At 58.2% G+C, this 20079-nt stretch carries 23 protein-coding genes and 2 tRNA genes; 8 read left to right on the top strand and 17 right to left on the bottom strand.

What is annotated here, in order from left to right; genetic code table 11:
• Window positions 1–35: 35 nt before the first annotated feature.
• Window positions 36–461 (bottom strand): hypothetical protein, encoded by a 426-nt coding sequence (locus K349_RS0110960; protein WP_029165830.1) that lies wholly within the window; start codon window positions 459–461, stop codon window positions 36–38.
• Window positions 462–827: 366 nt separating this feature from the next.
• Between K349_RS0110960 and K349_RS0110955 the strand changes: the two genes are divergently transcribed.
• The 5 genes from K349_RS0110955 to K349_RS0110935 all read left to right on the top strand — a co-directional run bounded on the left by K349_RS0110955 (window position 828) and on the right by K349_RS0110935 (window position 2961).
• Window positions 828–902, top strand: a tRNA-Val gene (locus tag K349_RS0110955).
• A 129-nt stretch (window positions 903–1031) separates the two neighbouring features.
• Window positions 1032–1955, top strand: coding sequence for a tyrosine-type recombinase/integrase (locus K349_RS0110950; protein WP_029165829.1), 924 nt, complete (start codon window positions 1032–1034; stop codon window positions 1953–1955).
• Window positions 1956–2119: 164 nt separating this feature from the next.
• On the top strand, window positions 2120–2431 hold the full coding sequence (locus K349_RS0110945; RefSeq protein WP_029165828.1) for a hypothetical protein: 312 nt from the start codon (window positions 2120–2122) through the stop codon (window positions 2429–2431).
• A 1-nt stretch (window position 2432) separates the two neighbouring features.
• Window positions 2433–2714 (top strand): hypothetical protein, encoded by a 282-nt coding sequence (locus K349_RS0110940; RefSeq protein ID WP_029165827.1) that lies wholly within the window; start codon window positions 2433–2435, stop codon window positions 2712–2714.
• A 22-nt stretch (window positions 2715–2736) separates the two neighbouring features.
• Window positions 2737–2961: a hypothetical protein gene (locus K349_RS0110935; RefSeq protein ID WP_029165826.1), complete on the top strand. Its 225-nt coding sequence runs from the start codon at window positions 2737–2739 to the stop codon at window positions 2959–2961.
• Window positions 2962–3234: 273 nt separating this feature from the next.
• Here the strand turns inward: K349_RS0110935 and K349_RS19225 are convergent, their stop codons facing one another.
• The 8 genes from K349_RS19225 to K349_RS0110890 all read right to left on the bottom strand — a co-directional run bounded on the left by K349_RS19225 (window position 3235) and on the right by K349_RS0110890 (window position 8184).
• Window positions 3235–3399 (bottom strand): hypothetical protein, encoded by a 165-nt coding sequence (locus K349_RS19225; RefSeq protein WP_157367380.1) that lies wholly within the window; start codon window positions 3397–3399, stop codon window positions 3235–3237.
• A 191-nt stretch (window positions 3400–3590) separates the two neighbouring features.
• Window positions 3591–4013 (bottom strand): hypothetical protein, encoded by a 423-nt coding sequence (locus tag K349_RS0110925; protein ID WP_157367379.1) that lies wholly within the window; start codon window positions 4011–4013, stop codon window positions 3591–3593.
• Window positions 4014–4165: 152 nt separating this feature from the next.
• The gene (locus tag K349_RS0110920) at window positions 4166–4639 is read right to left on the bottom strand and encodes a phage terminase small subunit P27 family (protein WP_029165823.1); all 474 of its coding nucleotides are present in this window, start codon (window positions 4637–4639) and stop codon (window positions 4166–4168) included.
• Window positions 4640–4785: 146 nt separating this feature from the next.
• Window positions 4786–4941 (bottom strand): hypothetical protein, encoded by a 156-nt coding sequence (locus tag K349_RS19220; RefSeq protein ID WP_157367378.1) that lies wholly within the window; start codon window positions 4939–4941, stop codon window positions 4786–4788.
• Between the two features lie 185 nt (window positions 4942–5126).
• A complete protein-coding gene (locus K349_RS18135) occupies window positions 5127–6524 on the bottom strand; it encodes a DNA primase family protein (protein WP_029165822.1) in 1398 nt (465 codons plus the stop codon).
• Window positions 6521–7165 carry a phage NrS-1 polymerase family protein gene (locus tag K349_RS0110905; RefSeq protein WP_157367377.1) on the bottom strand — a complete coding sequence of 215 codons (645 nt, stop codon included), beginning with the start codon at window positions 7163–7165 and terminating at the stop codon, window positions 6521–6523. Before K349_RS0110905 ends, K349_RS18135 begins: the two co-directional genes overlap by 4 nt.
• Before the next feature lie 194 nt (window positions 7166–7359).
• Complete coding sequence (locus K349_RS0110900; RefSeq protein ID WP_029165820.1) at window positions 7360–7827, bottom strand: hypothetical protein; 468 nt, start codon at window positions 7825–7827, stop codon at window positions 7360–7362.
• A 150-nt stretch (window positions 7828–7977) separates the two neighbouring features.
• Window positions 7978–8184, bottom strand: coding sequence for a helix-turn-helix domain-containing protein (locus K349_RS0110890; RefSeq protein WP_029165819.1), 207 nt, complete (start codon window positions 8182–8184; stop codon window positions 7978–7980).
• A gap of 199 nt (window positions 8185–8383) precedes the next feature.
• Here K349_RS0110890 and K349_RS0110885 point away from each other — a divergent pair, with 199 nt between their 5' ends.
• Together K349_RS0110885 and K349_RS0110880 are read left to right on the top strand one after the other, a co-directional pair.
• A complete protein-coding gene (locus K349_RS0110885; protein WP_029165818.1) occupies window positions 8384–9382 on the top strand; it encodes a hypothetical protein in 999 nt (332 codons plus the stop codon).
• Between the two features lie 178 nt (window positions 9383–9560).
• Window positions 9561–9635, top strand: a tRNA-Val gene (locus K349_RS0110880).
• Window positions 9636–9871: 236 nt separating this feature from the next.
• Here K349_RS0110880 and K349_RS0110875 read toward each other — a convergent pair.
• Complete coding sequence (locus tag K349_RS0110875) at window positions 9872–10105, bottom strand: hypothetical protein (RefSeq protein ID WP_029165817.1); 234 nt, start codon at window positions 10103–10105, stop codon at window positions 9872–9874.
• A gap of 49 nt (window positions 10106–10154) precedes the next feature.
• A complete protein-coding gene (locus K349_RS19215) occupies window positions 10155–10295 on the bottom strand; it encodes a BRO-N domain-containing protein (RefSeq protein WP_169731347.1) in 141 nt (46 codons plus the stop codon).
• 270 nt (window positions 10296–10565) lie between these two features.
• Here K349_RS19215 and K349_RS0110865 point away from each other — a divergent pair, with 270 nt between their 5' ends.
• Entirely contained in the window at window positions 10566–12365 is a 1800-nt protein-coding gene (locus K349_RS0110865) for an IS1634 family transposase (protein ID WP_029165816.1), read from the top strand.
• Window positions 12366–13510: 1145 nt separating this feature from the next.
• Here K349_RS0110865 and K349_RS19910 read toward each other — a convergent pair.
• The 6 genes from K349_RS19910 to K349_RS0110820 all read right to left on the bottom strand — a co-directional run bounded on the left by K349_RS19910 (window position 13511) and on the right by K349_RS0110820 (window position 20038).
• The gene (locus K349_RS19910) at window positions 13511–13636 is read right to left on the bottom strand and encodes a hypothetical protein (protein WP_274703391.1); all 126 of its coding nucleotides are present in this window, start codon (window positions 13634–13636) and stop codon (window positions 13511–13513) included.
• Between the two features lie 515 nt (window positions 13637–14151).
• Window positions 14152–14664 (bottom strand): GNAT family N-acetyltransferase, encoded by a 513-nt coding sequence (locus K349_RS17090; RefSeq protein WP_029165814.1) that lies wholly within the window; start codon window positions 14662–14664, stop codon window positions 14152–14154.
• A gap of 79 nt (window positions 14665–14743) precedes the next feature.
• Window positions 14744–16030, bottom strand: a complete 1287-nt coding sequence (locus K349_RS0110840; RefSeq protein ID WP_029165813.1) for an adenylosuccinate synthase — start codon at window positions 16028–16030, stop codon at window positions 14744–14746.
• Window positions 16031–16187: 157 nt separating this feature from the next.
• Window positions 16188–17258, bottom strand: coding sequence for a divergent polysaccharide deacetylase family protein (locus K349_RS18130; RefSeq protein ID WP_029165812.1), 1071 nt, complete (start codon window positions 17256–17258; stop codon window positions 16188–16190).
• A 113-nt stretch (window positions 17259–17371) separates the two neighbouring features.
• On the bottom strand, window positions 17372–18556 hold the full coding sequence (locus K349_RS0110830; RefSeq protein ID WP_029165811.1) for a S41 family peptidase: 1185 nt from the start codon (window positions 18554–18556) through the stop codon (window positions 17372–17374).
• Between the two features lie 171 nt (window positions 18557–18727).
• Window positions 18728–20038, bottom strand: a complete 1311-nt coding sequence (locus tag K349_RS0110820; RefSeq protein ID WP_029165809.1) for a murein hydrolase activator EnvC family protein — start codon at window positions 20036–20038, stop codon at window positions 18728–18730.
• Window positions 20039–20079: the final 41 nt, after the last annotated feature.

Here is a 20079-nt window from a genome sequence, read left to right as displayed (position 1 = left end):
ACGCACACCGCTTTCGCGTCCGTCTCTCTTTCTCCTCAGGCGGAAAACGGCTTTTTCCGGGCATAGGCGAGAGCCGCCTCGGAAAGTGCCACCAGATCCTTGAACTTCTTATGTCCCCGGCCGCCGAAACGGTACCGGAACACCTCCACGAAACCGCAAAATCCCCAACGGAACGCACGAAGACGCGGTTTCACGTCCTCTTCTTCGCCGATGAGGAGAAAGCGCTGGGTCATCACATTCCGAACGGGTTCCGTGTCGCGAAGCAGCATCTCGACGTGCGCTTCTCCCGTATGCTGCCAGACGATACGGTCGCGCGCCTCGTAGGAAGCCACTTCTCCGATGAACGATCCCTTTCGGAATGTCATCGATCGGGCCACCCCCTTCATTCCGTTCCACTGCCAAGGCTCGAACCCGAATCCGCTCCAAAATTCCGAAATCTCTTCCAGCATGGAATAGGACACGCCGTTCCTCCTCCGTCAAACCGTTTTGCGAATCAAAAACGAACCCGCGAACATTCTACTCTTTTCAATCCTTTTCGACTAGGACGCAGCTACCTCTTCCCGCGAAAAAGCTCCCGCCTTCGTCTTGTTTTGGAAAGATCTACTCCTCTCAAATTTTGCGAAAGATATTGCACGTTACCCCCGCGTTTCCACCGTCGTCGCACAAGGTACTGCAAGCCTCGGCGCGAACATCGCCGAAGACGCTCTCCCCACATCTCCCCCGCCGTCGGTTTTTTCACACACGACGGCCTCCGCCGTTCGAACATGCACGAAGACGACTGGCGCTTGCAAAGAAGAAAAAAGCCCGCTATAATGACCGTCGTTCGAGGGCGACTAGCTCAGCGGAAGAGCGCTTCCTTCACACGGAAGAGGTCACAGGTTCGAGCCCTGTGTCGCCCACCATGTGCAATGACAGGGTTTCTGCAAATGTGCAGAAGCCCTTTTTTTGTATAGGGAAGCGCTACAGAAACAACATTCCCAAACCTGACAATCTCCTGTTCGTACCCTCGAAAAGAAAGGAGATTGATAATCATGCCCGCAGCCATTGCCACGCTAAACACCCCGTACCGTGACGCCCATGCCGCCCTCGATGCTCTCTGCTCCATCAGGAAAGCCGAAGGATTATCACCGAACACCATTGCCCTGTATCGAAATATCCTTCAGCCGTTCCTCAGAGAATATCCCGAATTTCTCCAGAACCCGAGAGCGGCAATACTGCCGTTCATCTCCGAACCGGAAAAGGAGTGGTCCCGGTTTACCAGGATAAAGGTTCTGAAGGTCTTCTGTCGGTTTCTCGTGGAAGAGGGAATCTTCGAGGATACGCCCATGAAAAACATCAAGTGTACTGTGCCGGGCAAGCGGAAAGATATTCCCGCCCTGGAGGACGTGAAAGCCTTCCTCGATGCCCTAGATCTCTCCAGGTATGGGGAGCGTCGCCTGTACGCCATGTTCCTCCTTGCCCTCGATACGGGTCTTCGTCGAGGCGAGTTGTGCGGTCTCAAGGTGGAAGACTTCGACGACCATGCTCTCCTCCTCACCGTTCGACCGGAGACAAGCAAGACGCGCACAGGAAGAACTGTCCCTGTGTCGCCACAGGTGGGAAGGGAGGTTAAGCGGTTTATCGGTCTCAGGCTGCCGGAGTGGCGATCTTCCTGGATGTTTCCAACCGAGACCGGAGGGCAGCTAAACCCGTCCGTCTTCGGATATCAGATCCGCAGGGTATCTGACCGCATAGGCGAGCGGATGAAGATTCACGGTCTTCGTCATTTGTGCGCAACGGAATTCCTCAGGAACACAGGGAATATTGCCCTGACCGCTGCCCTACTTGGTCATGCCTCGATTTCAACGACTGCGAAATTTTACGAACATCTCGACGTGCATGATCTCCAGGCTGCCCATGGGAAAGCGGCGGTCGTCTCCGGTGTTCTGGAGAACCGGCGGAGGAGGAAGGCGTAAAATGACCCCGCAGAACGCCTCAGGAGCGTTTATTTTACCCTAAGAGGATGAATCATACCCCTCAAAGAGAGGGAAGGCTTCTGGGGGCGTTCTGGCGTGTCCTGGAGGGTATATCGGGTTCAAGTCCCACGAGAGGGACATCACATAAAAGGAGGAATCACAGTATGAAAAGAATCATCGGAGGAAAACTGTATCGCACTGAAACATCGCAGGAAATTGGCACATGGTGGAACGGCTATTCGACGTCCGACTTCGAGTACTGCGAGGAAAAGCTGTACCTCACCTCGAAGGGAAATTTCTTCCTTGCGGGTAGTGGCGGCGCGAAATCGCACTACGCCCAAAGCCACGGCAACGCCACCGCCGGTGGCGAGGCTATCACTCCCCTTTCGAGGGAAGAGGCTTTTCAGTGGGCACAGGAACACCTTGAACCGGAGGATTATGCGGAGTACTTTTCGGACCTGATAGAGGACGCCTGAGATGATCCAGACCATTACGGATCACAACGTCAACGCGGATCATTTTTTCAATTGGATGGAACAGCACTGGAAATATTGCGTCGGCAGCGCCGCCGATAAACGCGCCATGCTCGCGATGTTCGAGGATGAAGCCCCGTCCGGGGAATTCACTCTACCGGGAAGCGCCACAAACGACGGGGAACCGCACGCCTACACCGATTTTTACCGGCAGTGGTTCGAGACTGAGGACGGCGACGATTACCAGTATATCCATGGAATGAACGTCCCGCCGAGGCTGGAATGACGCCCAAGGAAGGAGGATCACCATGGAGCCGTTGCCTATGATGGTGCAAGTGTTTCTGGTCCGCTTGGGTCGGGAATATGAACGGTGCAAGGCAGCAGGGAACACCAGGCGGCTTATTGAGATTGAACATATCCTTGGAGCCGTGGCGCGGCGCCACCCGGAACATTGGATAACGCCCATTGTCTGCCGAGGGCAGAACGTCTACAGAAAGGCTCATGGAATGGAGGCGGTCTATCCGTTGGACTGACGGCGGTGATACTGTCCCACAAGGGGAAGGAGCAAAAGTAACGAACCGTTATTTTTCGCCGCAAGGTGAAGGAGCCTCCTGCGCCGGGAGGCTCTTTTCCTTGGGGAGTTATTAAGGTTTGCTAAGGTTCAAACTGAGGGGCGGCTATCTCTTCGGCGGCGCTTTTCGGGTTTTGTCATTTATTGACAAACCCGATTTTCCTTGGGGAGCGCGGCTGTCTCTCTCTTTGACGGCTACGTGTTCGTCGGTGCGACCAACACGGGAGAAAGCCCCTCATCCCGAGGGGCTTTTTTCGTCCTCACCCCGTACCCACTTCAGCGCCGCCGATCCCGTCAGGAATTCCCCTGCCCGCCCTTCGAGGACGTCATCTATCCGGTCAATGAGCCGTTGGTATTCCTCCACCCGCCGGTCCCGCTCTCCATGGAATTCGAGCAGCATGTCTGTGAACCGTTCCGCGTGTTCCGAGGTCCTGGACCGCTGCACCCTTTCCCCAAACTGCGGGGCGGTTATGGATTCAGCATATTCACGGAAAGCCTTCTCGAATTCGGGACACAGGAACCGGTCTATTTTGCCCTGGTAGACTGCCCGGCAATGCTCAAGGAATTCAATGCCTGAAGGAGACATTATCCTCACCTTACCCCAGGATCGATCCCACGGAGGGACGGCTCTATCTTCTCCAGGATACGCCGGCGCCACCGCCAGACCGACCGATCAGCAATCCCGAGTTCCCTACCAACGATCTGTTCATGAGAGCCGTAATCACAGGTGAGGTCACGCCACCAGAACAGGTCAACAAACTCCCGCTCTTCGTCCGTCAACTCCCGGAGCGCTCTCTCCACCAGCTCACAATTCCTGTTCAGCCGGTACAACAGGGAATTACTGTCAAGGCGTTCGAGATAGCGCTCCTGCTGCGGCGCGTGCTCCCCTCCCTGGACCTTCGTCCCGGAGGAGAAACCCCCGGGAAGGGAAGCCCGCCGGAGTTCCCGCTCCACCTCCGACTTTATCTTGTTCCATGTCGGATACAGTCGGAGGCTGCGCTCCGCACAAGCCAAGAAGGGATTCCTTATGAGCGCCACCTCCGTGCAACAGAGTTGCATTGATTATACCCCAGGGGGGGAGGTCATATCTCCAGGACCTCCATTTCATAAACCGCCGCCCTGGAATCAGGAACGCGTCTCCGCGCCTTTTGGGTAAGGGGGTAAGTTTACCTCCCCGGCGTATGGTCCATGAGTTTTTTTAGGAAAAGGGAATCCTCATCCATTGCCGGCGGCGCAGGCGGCAGTTCCATCCTTCCCCGACTGTCGGGAGACAACCCGAAGTTTTTTGTCCAGGCGAGCAACAATTTTTGTGCCTGGTTCGAGATGCTTTGGCATGGATGCGCCTGTACGCAGCCGTTCGGAGTGAGTATCGTCAGCCCCTCATCGGCAAGCCGTTGCTCAGCTTCCCGCCATTTCCCATAACAAGCACAATACCCTTCAAGCGCGGATACGTCCAACCCGGTCAGCAATCCCGCCGCATGAAGCGCAGGGGCAACCCGGTTCCATTCTTCCCGGGCAATACCGGTTAACCATTCCGGGCACTCCGGGACCTCTCCTTTTTCGACCACAGGAGCAACCCGGCTTTGTCCCGGCACTCCTTCGAGTATTCGCAATGCTGCATTCTTTTTCAATCGCGCCATAAAGGACTAAACCCCCCTTAATAATCCAATCAAAAAATTCCGCCCGTCTCCCCGCCGCGTGGACGTCGGACACGCTCTCCAGGGATTGAACCGCCCCCCCCTACCACCCTCCCCCGAGGAAGGGAAGGGACGCGCCCGGCTCTTTGTCAATCCTCCTCGCCGGGCACAAGCCCGCATCTTCCGAAACCGTCCAGGTCCTCGCTTGGATACCAACACATGCAGTTCATCCCCAGGCACTCCGAATTCCTCCAGGGACAGATATATCCGTCAGCTAGCCTTTCCTCTATCTGAAGGTAGCGCATCACTTTCCTCCCCCTGCTGTGGACACAGGGGATGTTTTTGTCCTTCCCATCTTCCAAGCCCTCCAGTTAAAAAAGATTTAATATGACGGAATGACGATTTTCTTCATTTTTAGGAAAGTGCTCCTTACGTGCGTTTTTTTCCGTTTTACTAAAATTGAAGATTTCCGTCATTCCGTCATATGCCCCTATTCCTCTTCCGTGTTCAGAATCCCGATATTTTCAGCCAGGACGCCGATTACCCCTCTCTTCGTGGTAACGCCGTTTTGCTCCAGTTCCTTCTTTAGAGCCCTGTTCGACAGGTTCCGCTCCCCGTTCCTTTTCGCCCATTCCAGAAAGGTTTCGTGCAGCTTTTGGAGCGGGACACAATGACCGGGAATCTTTGTGGTCATGTCGTCGAGAAAAGCCCGGATCACCGATTGATCGTCCCTGTATTCCTTTGTTGCTTGTGAGACGATGCCGGGCTCCTTCAGACCGCCGGAAAGCCATTCACTCAGTCCAGACAGACACCAGTTCAGTATTCCGCTCGCTTCGGCGTTGAGTTTTTCCTGTAGGTGGGGATCTCGCTTTTCACCGGAGAACGAGACGTTGAAAGGGACGTGTTTGCAGCGCCGCCAAAAGCCATAGCTTGTATCCCGTACCTTCGGTTGCCCGTTTGCCGAGTAGGTTAATTTGAAGGTGGGCTTCAGGGAGAAATATTCCCTGTAAAGATGCCTCACTCTCAGCGTATCCTCTCCCGTAAGTGTTTTGATTAATGCCGAGTCCAGGACCTTTCCGGGCTCGATTTCTCCGCAGTAGGCATACCGGATTCCCCGCAGCCCCGCCCATTCATTGGTGGTTGAGTCTCCGTATTTCACGGTGAGCGCCGCAGGTGAGAGAGGCGCGGAGTAGTCGCCCAGGATATGGGCGAGTGTTTCAACGAAACGCCCTTTCCCGTTCGCGCCGATGCCGCTGAAGAAAAGGAATGCCTGTTCCTTCGTCGAAGCGGTCAATGTGTACCCGGAGAACCGCCGAAGATACCCGGCGAGGTCTTCGTCCCCGTCCATCACCTCCAGGATGAACCGCTCCCACCGGGGGCATTGCGCGTCGGGATCGAAGGATGCCCCCGCCATTTTTGTTATCAGATCACCGGGGTTATGGGAGAGCAGCTTTCCGGTCTTCAGGTCCAGGGTTCCGTTCCTAACGTTCAACAGCCATGGGTTCCTGTCCAGGGCGTCGGCTTCAACCCTGATGCCCGGTTCAGATTTCAGCAGGTTCACCATTGCCCGAATGGAAGAATTCTTCTCTGATTCAATCGCCCATTCACACAAAAGGGACCGGAGCCCCGGCTCGTCGGATTCCGCAGCCTGTTCGAGAATCTGACGCGGCACGTCGCGAGCGTATCCCGCTACCATCACGTCATCCGAGGTCTCCCAATATTTGCCGTTATAGCGCAACCATCCCAGGGATGGACTCCATCGCAGCTTGTCTCCGTGAAGGAAGGCGAGCCTGGAGGCGTTCCCCACGTCGGTTCTGTGGACGTCGCCGAGCAGGTCTGCAATGGTGGGTTCACGGATGATTTCTTCTTCGAGTAGTGCTTCCGTCATGGGTTCCGCGCCGCCTTTCCCGCCATCCGCTGCAAGTAGTCTGCCCTCTGTCCCTTCGCTCTCTCAGCCCGAGCCGAGGTCAGGAAAAGGGAAATCATCCGGTCCGTGTTCCCGCCGCACCAATACGCCAGGTACCCCATTAAAGCCATGTCGCTCTCCGATGGCGTCTTGTGGCAGCATTCCCCGTCCCACAGGCGGCGGATCTTCCCGCCCACCCTGGAGGCAAACATCTTTTCCAGAAGTTCGGAATCGCTCTCCGGGATCTCCTTCAGAGGGACGCGGGGCAATAAGGGCTTCCGTGGTCGGAGTGCCGTCAGGATTCGTTCCGCTCCAACGTCAGCCGTCCGCAGCCGGTCCCGTCCCTCGAAGACATCACCTGTGACACTCAGGAAGTGCGCCTGAAAATAGAGTTCGACGGCATGGGTTTTTCTATTCTCATGCTCCCGGTCACACAGGAAAAAACTATGCAGTCCCGTCCCGCTTGGTGAGAATTCGGTGTAGCTACCCAGGTGGTTCAAAAACAGCGTCATCAGCGGCGAGACGGTCCCGCCTGTAACTACGTCGTCAAGATCCATGCCGGCGAGACCGTCGCCCATTGCCAGATTGAAGCCCCGGCAGACATTGGCGTTTTTGAGGAACACCTCCTCCGCCTGGTCGAAGGTTCCCCAAGTTTTGGGGTCTGTGCAGCTCGCATATCCGCCCCAGGGTGACAAAGGAATCTTCCTGTCTCCGCCAATCTTCCACAGGCACCATTGCCGCCGGTCCTGCAATTCCTCCGGGACGTTTGACCTGATCCGATCCACAAGATCATGGGGGGCGATGTTTTGTATTGCCCTCATGACTCATGCACCATCCTGGTCCGCCAGTACGACTTTTCCTCATCGGAAAAAAGCATCCCCTGGACGGCGCGGATTTCCTGCACCTCATCCCGGCGGGTCTCCGCCTGTAACATCTCATTGCGGGCGGTCAGCCGCCACTCCTCTTCCGGTCCTCTGACCAGTTCGCAGCATGGGAGCGGAACAGTCCAACGGGATATCCCGGCGAGCGTCAGCCGCTTTCCGTAGCGTCGGACATCTTCGAGCGGGATTCTGAATATCCGCGTCTCGCCGGAGATTCCCTTCTCTGTGATTTCGAGGAGCCTCCCTCCTGACCGGAGGACTTCATCCAACAGACTCTCGTCAATGGCGTGGCTTCGTCCGCCGGTGACCCTCAACCTGTCCCGTTGCCGCTCGCTTTTGCGGAGAACGCCGTCATCGTCCAGGCGAGCGAAGACGATACCCTTTGCGTTATAAAAGCAGCGCATCAAGCACAACCCCCACAACTACGGCGATGATCACGAACAGGCTGTTCATCAAGACTTCAGAGCGTGATATAATCTTCATGTCAATTCTTCCTTTCTCCCCGTCCAACGGGGCAGAAAACGCCGTCTCCCGGTTGCAGCCGGAAGGCGGCATTACTTTCTCGCCATGCCGTTCTCGTCGAAAAGTTCGTCTACCGGCAGCCCGAAGACTAAAGCTATCCGCTCGCGCATTGGCTGCGTTGCCCGGCAAAAGCCAGAAACCACCTGGTAGCAATAAGCCCTATTCCCGCCGACTTCCCTGTGCATCTGATGAACCGTCATCCTTTTTTCCCTGAGAACGGCTTTAATCTTCGTCTCCATGTCCTCACATCCTTCATGCTTTCTAGTCCCCCGGTTGTCACACGAAGGCGGTTTTCCGCTCTTGTCTGGTTCCCGGCTTGCCGCTCTTGCGTCCGGTACGGCTTCGGCACGTATTCTGTTATTTCCCACTTGCAATTCTACAGACGTATATATATAATTCGAGTAGGAAACATGGTCATCTTTTTTGGGAGGGAATAGGGTGGAAGAACTGTCCACCGAATATCTTGACCCACCGACAGAGGGAGTTTTTTTCAATGCCAAGCCCGAGAGGGGATACCGGCTGGTCGAGAGCGGCGAAGTCGTTGACGGGGATTTTCTTCCTGTAAAGGGGGTTCCAAATACGAAGGTCCTTCCTCGTGAAGGAGAAGCGCCCGGTCTGCTCCTCCTTCCAATAGGGCGACGGATTACAGCTCGAAATGCTTATTTTGTTGAGGAGGAAGAAAAGGGTAAGGGGAGAGGGAGAAAAAAGGATTTTCCGAAAGCCTTTTTCCAGAGGTTCGCTGAACTTGAGAGCGACGAGGAAATTTTGACATTCGCTTCGGAGTTTGGTCCGCTGCGTCCAGGGATTCCACTTGACTTCGGGAAAAATGGACAGATCGAAGCGGCGCGGCTTGAATCGGTCTCCGAATGGAAACTAGAGGCTTCTTTTGTGCGCGCAGCTCTCCGATTAATCGGAGACCACGACGACAGCAAAGACCTCTCCGGTTATATCTCGCGTTTCAAGGATAGTGTTATCCTAAAAATCCACGCCGAATCAAAGGGGGAAAACATCAAAATCCCAATAGTTGTTGGAGAGACCCTTAAAAGGACGGTATATCGGGGGCTTGTGGTTTTTTTCAATCGGATGACCAAGCGATACCCCTCTACTCCACAACGGATACTCTATGGCGATTCCGCCCGATCTGTCTTTGTGCCTGAAAACCTTTTAGCCGCTGTTTGGCTCCAGGCAAGTCAGGCTTTTTTTCATGACGGACCTTCCAAGACCCAACCACGCAGGTGTTTCGTATCGGGATTCTATTTCAAGGAAGAGGACCTTGCTGTTCGGGAGGCTGGTCCTCATAAAGGAAGGCTTTATCATCCCGGAATGAAACATCGGTTTTATCAGCAGAAAAATGCTCAGAAAAAAGCGGAAGCTAGGGGACGGGAGATAAAACCCGGTCGAAAGGGAAAGACTGAATTTCTCGTGGACGAATTCTGACCACAAAAAAAGACGCCCCTGATAGGTCAGGCGTCGTTAAAAGTTAGGCTACATGGTTGACATTTCCGCACGAACCTTGAAAATCACGCGCTAGGTTTTTTCCGATAGGGAAGAGCTACAGCGGGAGATTGTGGAACCCTCCACTACTTCGGATACTGATGGATACTGGTTCCGTCACGGGCGACTAGCTCAGCGGAAGAGCGCTTCCTTCACACGGAAGAGGTCACAGGTTCGAGCCCTGTGTCGCCCACCATGTGATTTTTACCGGCTTCGGCGTTTTCGTCGGAGCCGTTTTTTTGCATAGGGAAGCGGTTCAGAAACGCCACTCTTCATCCTCACAATCTCCCGTTCGCACCCGCGAAAAGAAAGGAGATTGATATTTCTGTCCGCAACAGTCGCCACACTGAATACCCCGTACCGAAACGCCGTTTCATCGCTTGAAGCCATGTGCGCCATGAGGTACGTTGAAAATATCGGACACCAAAGTTACTATCCAACCAAAACGGAGGTTTTATCCGCGGCCGAGGAGTCCTTGATGACGGCGCGAAGTTTGGTCTGGTATCCTTCCATTTGAGTGGCAGCGTTGATGAAGGAAGTACCCAGGGCACGAATCGCTTGTACGCTCGCCGCAACCCCAACGAGCCCCTTTATCGTTTTCGAGAGCCCCTGCATGCGCGAGCGGAGAACCAGGGAGTAGAGGCCAGATTCGTTGATGATAGTCATTCGGAAGCTCTGAATAAAGGTCTTTCGCTTTCCCTTGACTCGGGTCGCATCAAGCTCTGCGAGGCACTTTCGGGGCTGACGCGGCCTTATTCAGAGGCTCCATTCCTCCAAGGATGTCGGTAATGGCGACGCCCTTTTCATCGTCGTCGAGCGTTCCCATGGCATCCCGATTGTTACTGATCTCCAACACCACGCACACATCCGCCGCCACAAATCACGGATCCCCGTTCCGCAGAACCGTTCGGACCTCTTCCCCCTCGTACCCGAACACCTAAAGCGCGCTCTCCCGTGCCATGCCTTTTTCCCCGACTTCGCCGTTTTTCCCGAGAAAACAAGGATTTTGAAAAAAGGGATGCAGTGTTCATGGGGGTTCAGAAGATCGGGAAGCCGGAAATCAAAATGTAGTGCCTAGCATATTTGCCCTATTGGCATATTGTCTTTCTCCGGATATACTTCCTTTATGTATATCCGGGTGAAATCCTCAAAGCTCAGTCCGCGAAAATCAGTCCAGATCGTCAAATCCGTCCGCACCGGGAAACGGGTCTCCCAGGTCATTCTCCAGCACGTGGGAATAGCCCACGACGAGAAGCAGCTCTCCGAGCTCCGGGAACTGGGGCGGAAGCTCATTCTGGAGATGGAGGAGAGAGAGCAGCCCTCTCTTCCGGGGTTCTCCCTCCTCGAGAACGAAGAGGCGTGGGAGCGGCCGGTCGGGGACGGGGAGCGGGTCAGCCTCCGGGGGATGAAGAACCTGGAACAGGTGACGGAAGGGCCGGGGGAAGTCGTGGAGAGCCTGTTCTCCTCCCTGGGCTTCGAGGCGATCTTCGGGGTATCCAGCCGTGGGAAGGGGAACACGGAAGTCCTGAAGAAATGCCTCGCCTGCGCCCTCGCCAATCCTTCGAGCAAGCGGGGGATGTCCCGTTGGCTGGAGGACGAGGGCGGGACGGACATGTCGCTGAACAGGATCTACCGAATGATGGACGCCCTGGCGAAGAAGACGGACCGGGTGAGGGAGATCGTGGCGCGGGAGACCGCGTCCCTCTTCGAGACGAAGGCGTCGCTGCTGCTCTTCGATGTGACCACCCTCTATTTCGAAAGCTTTGAGGCGGATGCCCTGAGGGTGTCGGGGTACAGCAAGGACAACAGGATACAGGAGACCCAGGTGGTGCTCGCCCTGGCGGTGACGCCGGAAGGATTTCCCCTCTGGTACGACCTTTTCCCGGGAAACACCTTTGAAGGGCATACTCTTGTGCCTGTGCTCAGGAGATGCATGGAGACCTTCTCCCCCCGGCAGGCGGTGGTGGTGGCGGACCGGGCCATGTTCACGGAAGAGAACCTGCACGAAGTGGAGAAGGCGGGATGCTCCTTCGTCGTGGGAGCGAAACTCCGGGGTCTCAGCCGGACCATGAGGGAGAAAATCCTGGACGCCGGGAACTACTCCCCCCTGCCCGGAGGTTCGCCTGTCTTCCCGGAGGGTGAGAGAGAAACGTGCAGCCCTTCCCGTTGGTACTCCGTCCCCCTCGGAAACGGGAGAAATTTGCTCGTCACCTGGAGTGAACGGCGAGCCCGGAAGGACGCCTCCGACCGGGAACGGCTTCTGGCCCGACTGCGGAAAAAACTGCAGGGGAAGAAGACTCTTCCGGGAAAAAGCCTTGTCACCAACCGGGGAACGAACAAATACCTCTCCCTTGAAAATTCAAACGGACAGGACCGCTACATCCTGGACGAAGAGAAGATCCTCCGGGACAGCCGGTGGGACGGCCTTCACGGAGTCATCACCAACCTGCCCGCGGAAAGTGCCGCGGAAGCGCAGGACATCCTCGCCCATTACGGGAGCCTGTGGCGCATCGAAGAATCCTTCCGGGTGAACAAGCACGACCTCTCCATCCGCCCTGTCTATCACTGGGTACCCCGCAGGATCGAGGCCCACATAGCCCTCACCTACCTCGCCTTCGCCCTCCTCCGGCATCTCCAGCACCGAGTGGCGGTCCGGCAGAACGCGGTGATGAGCGCCCGGGCCATCCGGACCGCCCTGCTGGATGTCCAGTCCACCCTCATGAAGGACGAAGAGACGGGGAAACTCTACCGGTTCCCGAAGGCCATGAGCGAGAGCGCCCGGAAGATCTACCGTTCCCTGGGCCTCGTCCGGGGACTGGGGAACACGGAGATCCTGTCGGTGAGGAAATACAGGAACCGGAAAGGGATCCGGAGCGCCGGGACGGACGGAGACGGAACAGCGGGGGAAGGGACGGGCAGGAACTGAACGAGCCGGGAGCAGATCTCCTGTTTCCCTTTCGAAATACCTTTCGGAGCCCCGAGACACGGTGAGACCGAAAAATCCGCCTCAAACGACAGCCCCTCTTTTCACAGAATTGAAAAGAGGGGCTGTGTAGTGCCCACCCAAGATGCACTTTCCGGTGTTTGCAAGGCTTCCCGTTTCAAACCCGGCGAAGTCGGGTGATCTCCAACACCACGCACACATCCGCCGCCACAAATCACGGATCCCCGTTCCGCAGAACCGTTCGGACCTCTTCCCCCTCGTACCCGAACACCTAAAGCGCGCTCTCCCGTGCCATGCCTTTTTCCTCTCCCCGAGCCAGTGCTCTCTGTGCGGCGCGATACGTTTCCTCTCAGCTGCATATGGCGCGGGACGCCCTCGGAGCGTGGATCGTGGCCACCGAGGACCTCGGCGAGCCGGTACCGCCACCGTCCAGGATTTTCGATCTTCGACCCAACCCGAACGAAGCGGTTTGCCTGGTGGACGCCTGGCTCCCGATCTTCCGCGAGGAGCGGCGCGCCGGCTCGGTGAAAAAAACGTCACGGTGCCGCTGTGGCTGAACGTCCTCGCCGAAAAAGCGGGACTGAACTTCTCGCAGATCCTTCAGGCGGGACTGAAGTCCTCGTTGGGAATTCAGGACCGTTGATCGTACGGCCGCCCACCCCGAAGGACACGCGAAAGGCCCCTTGCGGGGCCTTTTGCACTTGTTATTTCACCGGTTCAGAAGGCTTCTTGCTGGAGGGCACCTAACGTCCGACCTTCGCATCCATCAAGCCGACGGCATTGTTGCAGATATTGCCCGACGGCCTCGAAGGAATCCCTGAGTCCCGACGCACTTTGCATGCTGTCGATGATATCTCTGAGAATTTCCGGCCCGGAAAACGGATAGATCCCACAGGCGAATCCCCGCAGACGGCCGCCAAACACCATGAAAACCCTTTTGCACAACTTGACGCACACAACTTCTTGGAGAGGGCCTCACCCTCGGACCAGACACCGGCCAGATCCTCCGCGCTCACCCGCACCCGCAGGGAGCCGAGACCGTTCAGCATCCACGATCCAAGAGGGCGAGACGCCGCGCCAGGGGGCCGCAGGCGTAGCGGAGAAGTTCGCTCCAGAATCCGGAAGTTCTACTTGTCCTTCGCCGCAAGCGACGCAACACCCCAGACCAGCAGTCCCAGAACAAATCCTGTCGCAAGGTGCAGAATCGTCTCGGGCTCCCATTCCAGGGATGTCAGTACGACGGCGCACCCCAAAAACCCCACGCCCAACAAGAGATATTTTTTTCGCACGGAACGCGATGGACAAAGGCGTGTCCCTCCCGGGAGAACTCCATTCCCGGGGGTTCCTTGCCCGTTCCCGCCTACGAAAACGTTGCCGGCTCCGACGCAAGAAAACTCGTATGTCGCCGTTTCCGGCGGGAGAGGATGTCTCCGGACCAGAAACGGCCGACCGCGCTCTCCCCGGTCGCGTCGTGATTCCGTCCGGAACGGCTCACGCTCTCCCTCGCCGAAGCGGTACGTTTCGGACCGCAGGGGAACGAGGACAGTCCCTTCGCCCACCGGTTCACCTCCTTTCCTCACTGGATATCGAAACGAAATTTCGTCTCTCCGCTTCGTTTTTTCAACAGAAAGAGGACCGCGCCCGTTTGCTCCTTCGCCCGGCGAGCATGAACTGCTGCTTCTTCCGGGTTCCTGCAGCTGTCCGGGCAGCCGCCGCGCGAAGAGGCGGGGGAAACGCGGACCGCAAGGAAGTCACGACCGCCTTGTGCTCACGGAAGAGAAGCATCTTCCTCGTCCGAGAACACGAGGGGAAGGGCCGCTTCGAGAACGAGGGCATCCTCGCCGGATTCGGCGTAATACCCTTTCTGCCGATCCGTGGCGAAAAACCCCCAGAGTCGGTAGAAGGCGCGGGCGCCGTCGTTCGACTCCCGGACCTCCAGGCGGACTCTCCGACACTTCGCTTCCTCTCCGAGAACGCACATGGCGAGGAGAAGCTGCGAGGCGAAACCGCAGCGCCTTGCTTCGGGCAGAACGGCGAGGCGCATGACGGAGAGAACCTGTTTTTCCCAACGGCAGGCACCGTACCCCCACAGCGTCTCCCGAGAGAAGACGCCCACATAGACCGCCCCCTTGGGTTCTCCGAGGAGGCGGCGCGAGGGAGAGTTTCCCAGATCCATGACGAAAATGGAACGAGGCCACGGAGAGGGAAAACATGCCGTCTCCACTCTCACGATGGCCTCGATGTCTTTCTCTCCGAGAAATGTCACGTTCCCCAGATACATGGGAGCCTCTCCACCGCACCGTCCGCGATCCCCTTCGGGCCGCTCGGAAGGGCGTGCGCGGCCATTGTCCTTTCCTGGGCTAAAGTCCCTGGAGGATGGTCTCCTCCCGGGCGGGTCCGACACCGATGAGCAGCGCCTTCACGCCGGAAAAGTCCTCCAGGAAGCGCACATAGTTCCTGGCGTTCTCGGGAAGGTCCTCCACCTTCCGGCATCCGCCGATCTCCTCTTTCCATCCCGGCAGGGAACGGTAGACGGGAACAACCCTGTCGAGGCGATGACCGCCCCCGGGGAAGTGTTCCGTGACCTCGCCGTCCAGCTCATATCCGACGGCAACCTGGATTTCATCGAGCCCGGTGAGAACGTCGAGTTTGGTGAGCGCCATGCCCGTGAGACCGTTCACGCGGGCCGCATAGCGCAGGGCCACGAGATCGAGCCATCCGCAACGGCGCGGACGTCCCGTGGTGGCACCGTACTCGCTCCCCTTTTCCCGGAGGCGTTCTCCGATCTCTCCCTTGTTCTCCGTGGGAAAAGGTCCCTCGCCAACGCGTGTACAGTAGGCCTTGACGACGCCGAGAACCCTGTCGATCCGGGTGGGGCTGACGCCGCTTCCCGTGCAGGCACCGGCGGATACGGGGGTGGAGGCGGTCACATAGGGATAGGTCCCGTGGTCCATGTCGAGGAGGGTTCCCTGGGCTCCCTCGAAGAGCACACCCTTTCCCGCGTCCAACGCCTCGTTGACGACCCTGGAGGCATCGCCCACGTAGGGGGCGATGGATTTCCCCCAATCGAAAGCGGTGCGAAAGAGGTCGTCGAAGGGGAGCGGATCGACACCGCAGACTCTGGACAGGTAGAGGTTCTTCAGTTCGAGGTTCTGGCGCAGTTTCATCCGGAGCACCTCCGCGTCGAGGAGATCCTCCACGCGGATGCCGATGCGGTTGACTTTGTCGGCGTAACAGGGGCCGATGCCCCGGTGGGTGGTGCCGATCTTGCGCCCTTTTCCACGGAGACGCTCCTCCGCCTCGTCGAGCACCTTGTGATAGGGCATGACCACGTGGGCGGCACCGCTCACCACGAGACGAGCCCGGTCTTTCCCCTTGTCCTGCAGGTCCTTGAGTTCCGTCAGAAGCTGCCCAGGATCGACCACAACGCCGTTGCCGATCACGCAGGTCTTGCCCGTGTAGAGCATGCCCGACGGAAGAAGGTGGAAGATGTATTTATCCTTCCCGACGATGACCGTATGGCCCGCATTGGCTCCTCCCTGATAACGGACTACCAGGTCCACCCGATCCGCCAGGGCGTCCACCACGCGCCCCTTTCCCTCGTCGCCCCACTGGGCACCAATGATGACCTCCGCTTTTCCAGGCATGTTCCATTCCTCCTCGGATTTCCTCGCGGACCGCCAAACGGCCCACAGGGGGGAAGCGCATCTCCGTCATGCGGAGGCATTCCTCCATATCGTTCCGGAAACGATATCTGATTGTACCCTCTGGCCTCGGGAAACACAACGATACGGCGCCCCTGCGCTATTCCACAGCGCCGGCCTTCCCCAGGGGTTTCACTGCCCCGAAGAGCTTCGGAATCGTGACGAACTCCACGGTATCGAATTTCTCGGAAGCCAGACTCTTCAGATAGGTCAGAGTGTGGGGGCGAATATGGCAGATGACGACCACCCATCCTCTTCTCTCGGCGATGGAAATTGCCCTGTTCATCTGCTTCCGCATGAATTTGTCGTCCACCTCGTGATCGAGAAAAATGCTGTTGTAGAGGACGGGAAGACCACGGGCGCGAGCTGTGGCGAAGGCAACGGAATTGCCGATGGTACGACTGTCCACGAAGGGAATCCCCTTCTCCTGCAACACATCCATGAGCGGTCCCATAAGTTCCGCGGAGGCGGTGGAGAGAGACCCGCGGTGATTGTTGAGGGCCACCGCGTCGGGAAGCTCCTCCAGAGAACGCAGCACGGCACTCCGGATCTCCTCGGGGGTCATTCCCTCCTGGATCCAGCTCTCCTTGTAGAGCCGGGACCCCTTGACGTCCGTCACGGCCTGCATGGGCAGGTGGATCATGTAGGGAATGTTCTTTTCGTCCGCGATCTTCCGCGCTTTTTCCGTTCCGCCCGCCCCGGGAATGATGGACCAGGTGAGCGGAATCTCCAGTTCGGCAAACTCCCGAGCCATGGCGCCGTTGTAGCCGAAGTCGTCCACGACGATGCCCACCATGGGTTTCTTGCCGGGAACGACGAGCACGCCGTCGGGCATGTCCTCCACAACGGGCGCGTAGCGGCTGTCCTCGGGTTCGGAGGTGAGGGATCCGTGGGTCTGCGCCTGGGGCGTCGGCACGGGCACCGCCGGTGAAACGCTGTCCTTTCCGTCCCCGGACACGACGGCAAAAGGAACCGGCGACACGCGAGCCTGCTCCGCAAGAGGCAGCCCCTGCTCCGGGAACCGCTCCTCCCGGGGGAAACGTCCCGAGAGCCAGGCCGCACCGAGAAATCCCAGTCCGAGCGCAAATATGAAGAGCACTCCGAGCCACGCGAGCTGCATATTGCCTGCCCGTCCATCCGGAAGAGCTCCGAAATGCCGTCGTCTTCTCATCGTTTCGCTTCTTTCGTCATCCGCAAGAACTGCGGAATTCCACTGCCCGCGAAAGGCACTCCGGAGGGAGGCGCCTTCACCTTCGGTGGAATTCCGTCCGTTTCGTCTTTCGGTCAGCGTGCGGAAAGGAGTGCCTTCAGTTCCTCCACGGCGCGCTTGAGCTGTTCGTCCTTATCGTGGTCCCGATCCATTTCGCCTTCCACCAGGATGTCCGGTTCGAGCCCCACGTGGTCAATGACGCGCCCCGAGGGATTGTAGTAGCGGGCGATGGTGACATACACACCGGAACCATCGGGAAGAGGGAAGAGCGTCTGCACCGATCCCTTTCCAAAGCTCTTCTGTCCCACGACTTTGGCCCGCCCCCGGTCCTTGAGGGCTCCCGCCACGATCTCCGAGGCGCTGGCGCTCCCTTCGTTGATGAGCACTACCAGAGGCAGGTGGGTGCGCACGCCTGGACGGGCGAAAAGTTCGTCGTTGGCGCGCGCGACACGCCCCTTCATGCCCACCACAAGACCGCCGTCGAGGAACATGTCCGCCACCTCCACCGCCGTATTGAGAAGTCCTCCCGGGTTGTTACGGAGGTCCAGGATGATTCCGCGCGCTTTGCTCTGCCGGGTCTGTTCGAGAGCGTTTCGCAGCTCCTCCGTGGTCTTCTGGTTGAAATGCACCAGACGTATGTAGGCAAGGTCGTCCGAGAGAATCTCCGAACGGACGGACTTGATCTTGATGATCTCCCTCACGATGTCGAACCGGAGAAGCTGATCCTCTCCCTCCCGGCGGACCCATACCGTCACGGAAGTGTTCGGCGCACCCCGGAGGTTTTTCACCACCTGGTCCTGGTCCCACCCCATGATGACCTCGTCGCCGATCTTGACGATCTCGTCCTTGGGCTTCAAGCCCACCCGGTCCGCGGGCGTTCCCTCGATGGGGCTGATGACGAGGGTCCGGCCATCCCGCTGGCCGATGTAGATGCCGAGGCCACCATACTCCCCCTCCATCTCGATTTCCTCTTCCTTGAGCTGCTTGGGGTCAACGTACCGGGTGTAGGGATCGCCCCAGGCGGCGACCATGCCCTTGATGGCGCCCTGGACGAGGACATCCTCCGACACGGGCGTCTCTCCGTCCACCTGATAGGTCTCGAGAATCGCCCGGGCCTGCTTCATCAACCACAGGGACTGCGCCCTGAAGGGAACTATCTGGGCTAGATCCATATTCTGGGCGGAGGCCCCCACGAGGACTCCCACCAACACTCCGCCGAGCACGAAGCCTCCGAGCAGATCCCGCATCCGCTTCCACATGTTCGCCACTCTCACCTTCGCGAAATTTTTCCTGACGCAGCCGCAGCCGGAACGTTACACACTTTCCGCATCGGCAGCATTTCTTCTCCCTGAATGTGCGTTCTTCTTCCACCGTTTCTCTTTTCTGCAGGTCCTCTCTTCGAAGGAAACCCCGAGCAAGACGGGGCCGCGTCACCGCCCCAGATAGCGCATGGGATTCTTCGCTTCGCCGTTCACGCGAACCTCGAAGTGGAGGTGACTCCCCGTGGCGACGCCCGTGCTGCCAACGCGGCCGATCACCTGTCCCTTGGTCACCCGCGCTCCCTCCTCCACGTGCATCCGGGAAAGATGGGCATACACCGTGGAGAGATCGCCGCCATGATCCAGGATGATCACCTGGCCATACCCCTTGAGCCACCCCGCGTAGAGGACTTCTCCCGCGGCGGCGGCCTGCACGGGATCTCCGTCCCGTCCGTCGATGTCGATGCCGGTGTGCATGATGCGCGTCCGGAAGATAGGGTGCTGCCGGATACCGAAGGAACTGGTAATCTGTCCCCGATGCGGCCAGGAAAGGGGCCCCGACGGACGTACGAGGAGCGTATCCGTCCGCCCCGTCCTCTCCGCCTCTTCCCGTCGCTTCTTTTCCGCCAGGCGCTGGCGCTCCACGAGAAGTCTCCGGATGACCTGTTCGATCTCCTGCTGTTCCCGGGCCAGATCTTTCGCCGCGGCTTCGAGTGACCCCTTGGAGGCGCGAACATCCTGAAGGAATTCGTTTCGTTTCTTCACCGCCGCGGCGAGACGTTTCCGCTCCTGTTCCGCCGCGGCCCGCTGAGCGGCGAGAATCTCCTTCTGGCGAAGCACTTCCTCCCGGGACGTATCGAGAAGTTTCTTGCGGGCCGCCGCCTCCTCGAAGAGGCGCTTGTCCTCCTCGGTCATCCGGTTCAAGAGATAGGCGGTGGTCATGGCCTCGTGGGTGGAGGACGCGGCGAAGAGAAGGTCCAGTTCCACCATGCCTCCGTACTTGTAGAGCGCCACAACGCGCTCCCGAAGAAGTTTCCGGATTGTTTCGAGACGGGTGACGGTCGCCTCGATCTGCGTGTTCAGCTGGTTGAGTCGTTCCTGAACCCGGCTCTGCTTGAGTTGCAGGACGGAGATCTTCTGCTGGGCCACCCCGATGTCCTCGGTGAGCTTGCCGAGTTCCGCCAGAAGATCCCGTTCTTTTCCCGCGGTCTCCTTGATCTTGCGCTGGTGGAAATCGAGCTGCCTCTGGATGATTTCGAGGCGCTTCTCCTCAACGCCGATGCGCCGTTCCAGTTCGGCGAGGGACTCCGTCTCGGCAAAGCAAAAATTTCCAGGCAGGGACAGACAGAGAAGCAGAAACGCCAGGAAAGCCACCACACAACGGATGCCGCAGGCCGTCTCTCCGGGACCGCGCAAATTTCCCGCGAAACATCTCTGGGGGTTCGTCGTCCTTCCATCGGAAGGGATCAGGGGTTTCCGCACGCCCTCACCATCCTCCCGCCTCGAATCTTCATCTCCGCCGC

Source organism: Aminiphilus circumscriptus DSM 16581, assembly GCF_000526375.1.
Lineage (GTDB): Bacteria > Synergistota > Synergistia > Synergistales > Aminiphilaceae > Aminiphilus > Aminiphilus circumscriptus.
This window is presented reverse-complemented; position numbering and strand designations above follow the sequence as displayed.

What these genes read in the sequence shown, in the direction of transcription:
- K349_RS0110950 (WP_029165829.1), top strand. Translation starts at nt 1,032, where the DNA reads ATGCCCGCAGCCATTGCCACGCTAAACACCCCGTACCGTGACGCCCAT.
- K349_RS0110945 (WP_029165828.1), top strand. Translation starts at nt 2,120, where the DNA reads ATGAAAAGAATCATCGGAGGAAAACTGTATCGCACTGAAACATCGCAG.
- K349_RS0110940 (WP_029165827.1), top strand. Translation starts at nt 2,433, where the DNA reads ATGATCCAGACCATTACGGATCACAACGTCAACGCGGATCATTTTTTC.
- K349_RS0110935 (WP_029165826.1), top strand. Translation starts at nt 2,737, where the DNA reads ATGGAGCCGTTGCCTATGATGGTGCAAGTGTTTCTGGTCCGCTTGGGT.
- K349_RS19225 (WP_157367380.1), bottom strand. Translation starts at nt 3,399, where the DNA reads ATGCTGCTCGAATTCCATGGAGAGCGGGACCGGCGGGTGGAGGAATAC.
- K349_RS0110920 (WP_029165823.1), bottom strand. Translation starts at nt 4,639, where the DNA reads ATGGCGCGATTGAAAAAGAATGCAGCATTGCGAATACTCGAAGGAGTG.
- K349_RS19220 (WP_157367378.1), bottom strand. Translation starts at nt 4,941, where the DNA reads ATGCGCTACCTTCAGATAGAGGAAAGGCTAGCTGACGGATATATCTGT.
- K349_RS18135 (WP_029165822.1), bottom strand. Translation starts at nt 6,524, where the DNA reads ATGACGGAAGCACTACTCGAAGAAGAAATCATCCGTGAACCCACCATT.
- K349_RS0110900 (WP_029165820.1), bottom strand. Translation starts at nt 7,827, where the DNA reads ATGCGCTGCTTTTATAACGCAAAGGGTATCGTCTTCGCTCGCCTGGAC.
- K349_RS0110890 (WP_029165819.1), bottom strand. Translation starts at nt 8,184, where the DNA reads ATGGAGACGAAGATTAAAGCCGTTCTCAGGGAAAAAAGGATGACGGTT.
- K349_RS0110875 (WP_029165817.1), bottom strand. Translation starts at nt 10,105, where the DNA reads ATGACTATCATCAACGAATCTGGCCTCTACTCCCTGGTTCTCCGCTCG.
- K349_RS0110865 (WP_029165816.1), top strand. Translation starts at nt 10,566, where the DNA reads ATGTATATCCGGGTGAAATCCTCAAAGCTCAGTCCGCGAAAATCAGTC.
- K349_RS17090 (WP_029165814.1), bottom strand. Translation starts at nt 14,664, where the DNA reads ATGTATCTGGGGAACGTGACATTTCTCGGAGAGAAAGACATCGAGGCC.
- K349_RS0110840 (WP_029165813.1), bottom strand. Translation starts at nt 16,030, where the DNA reads ATGCCTGGAAAAGCGGAGGTCATCATTGGTGCCCAGTGGGGCGACGAG.
- K349_RS18130 (WP_029165812.1), bottom strand. Translation starts at nt 17,258, where the DNA reads ATGAGAAGACGACGGCATTTCGGAGCTCTTCCGGATGGACGGGCAGGC.
- K349_RS0110830 (WP_029165811.1), bottom strand. Translation starts at nt 18,556, where the DNA reads ATGTGGAAGCGGATGCGGGATCTGCTCGGAGGCTTCGTGCTCGGCGGA.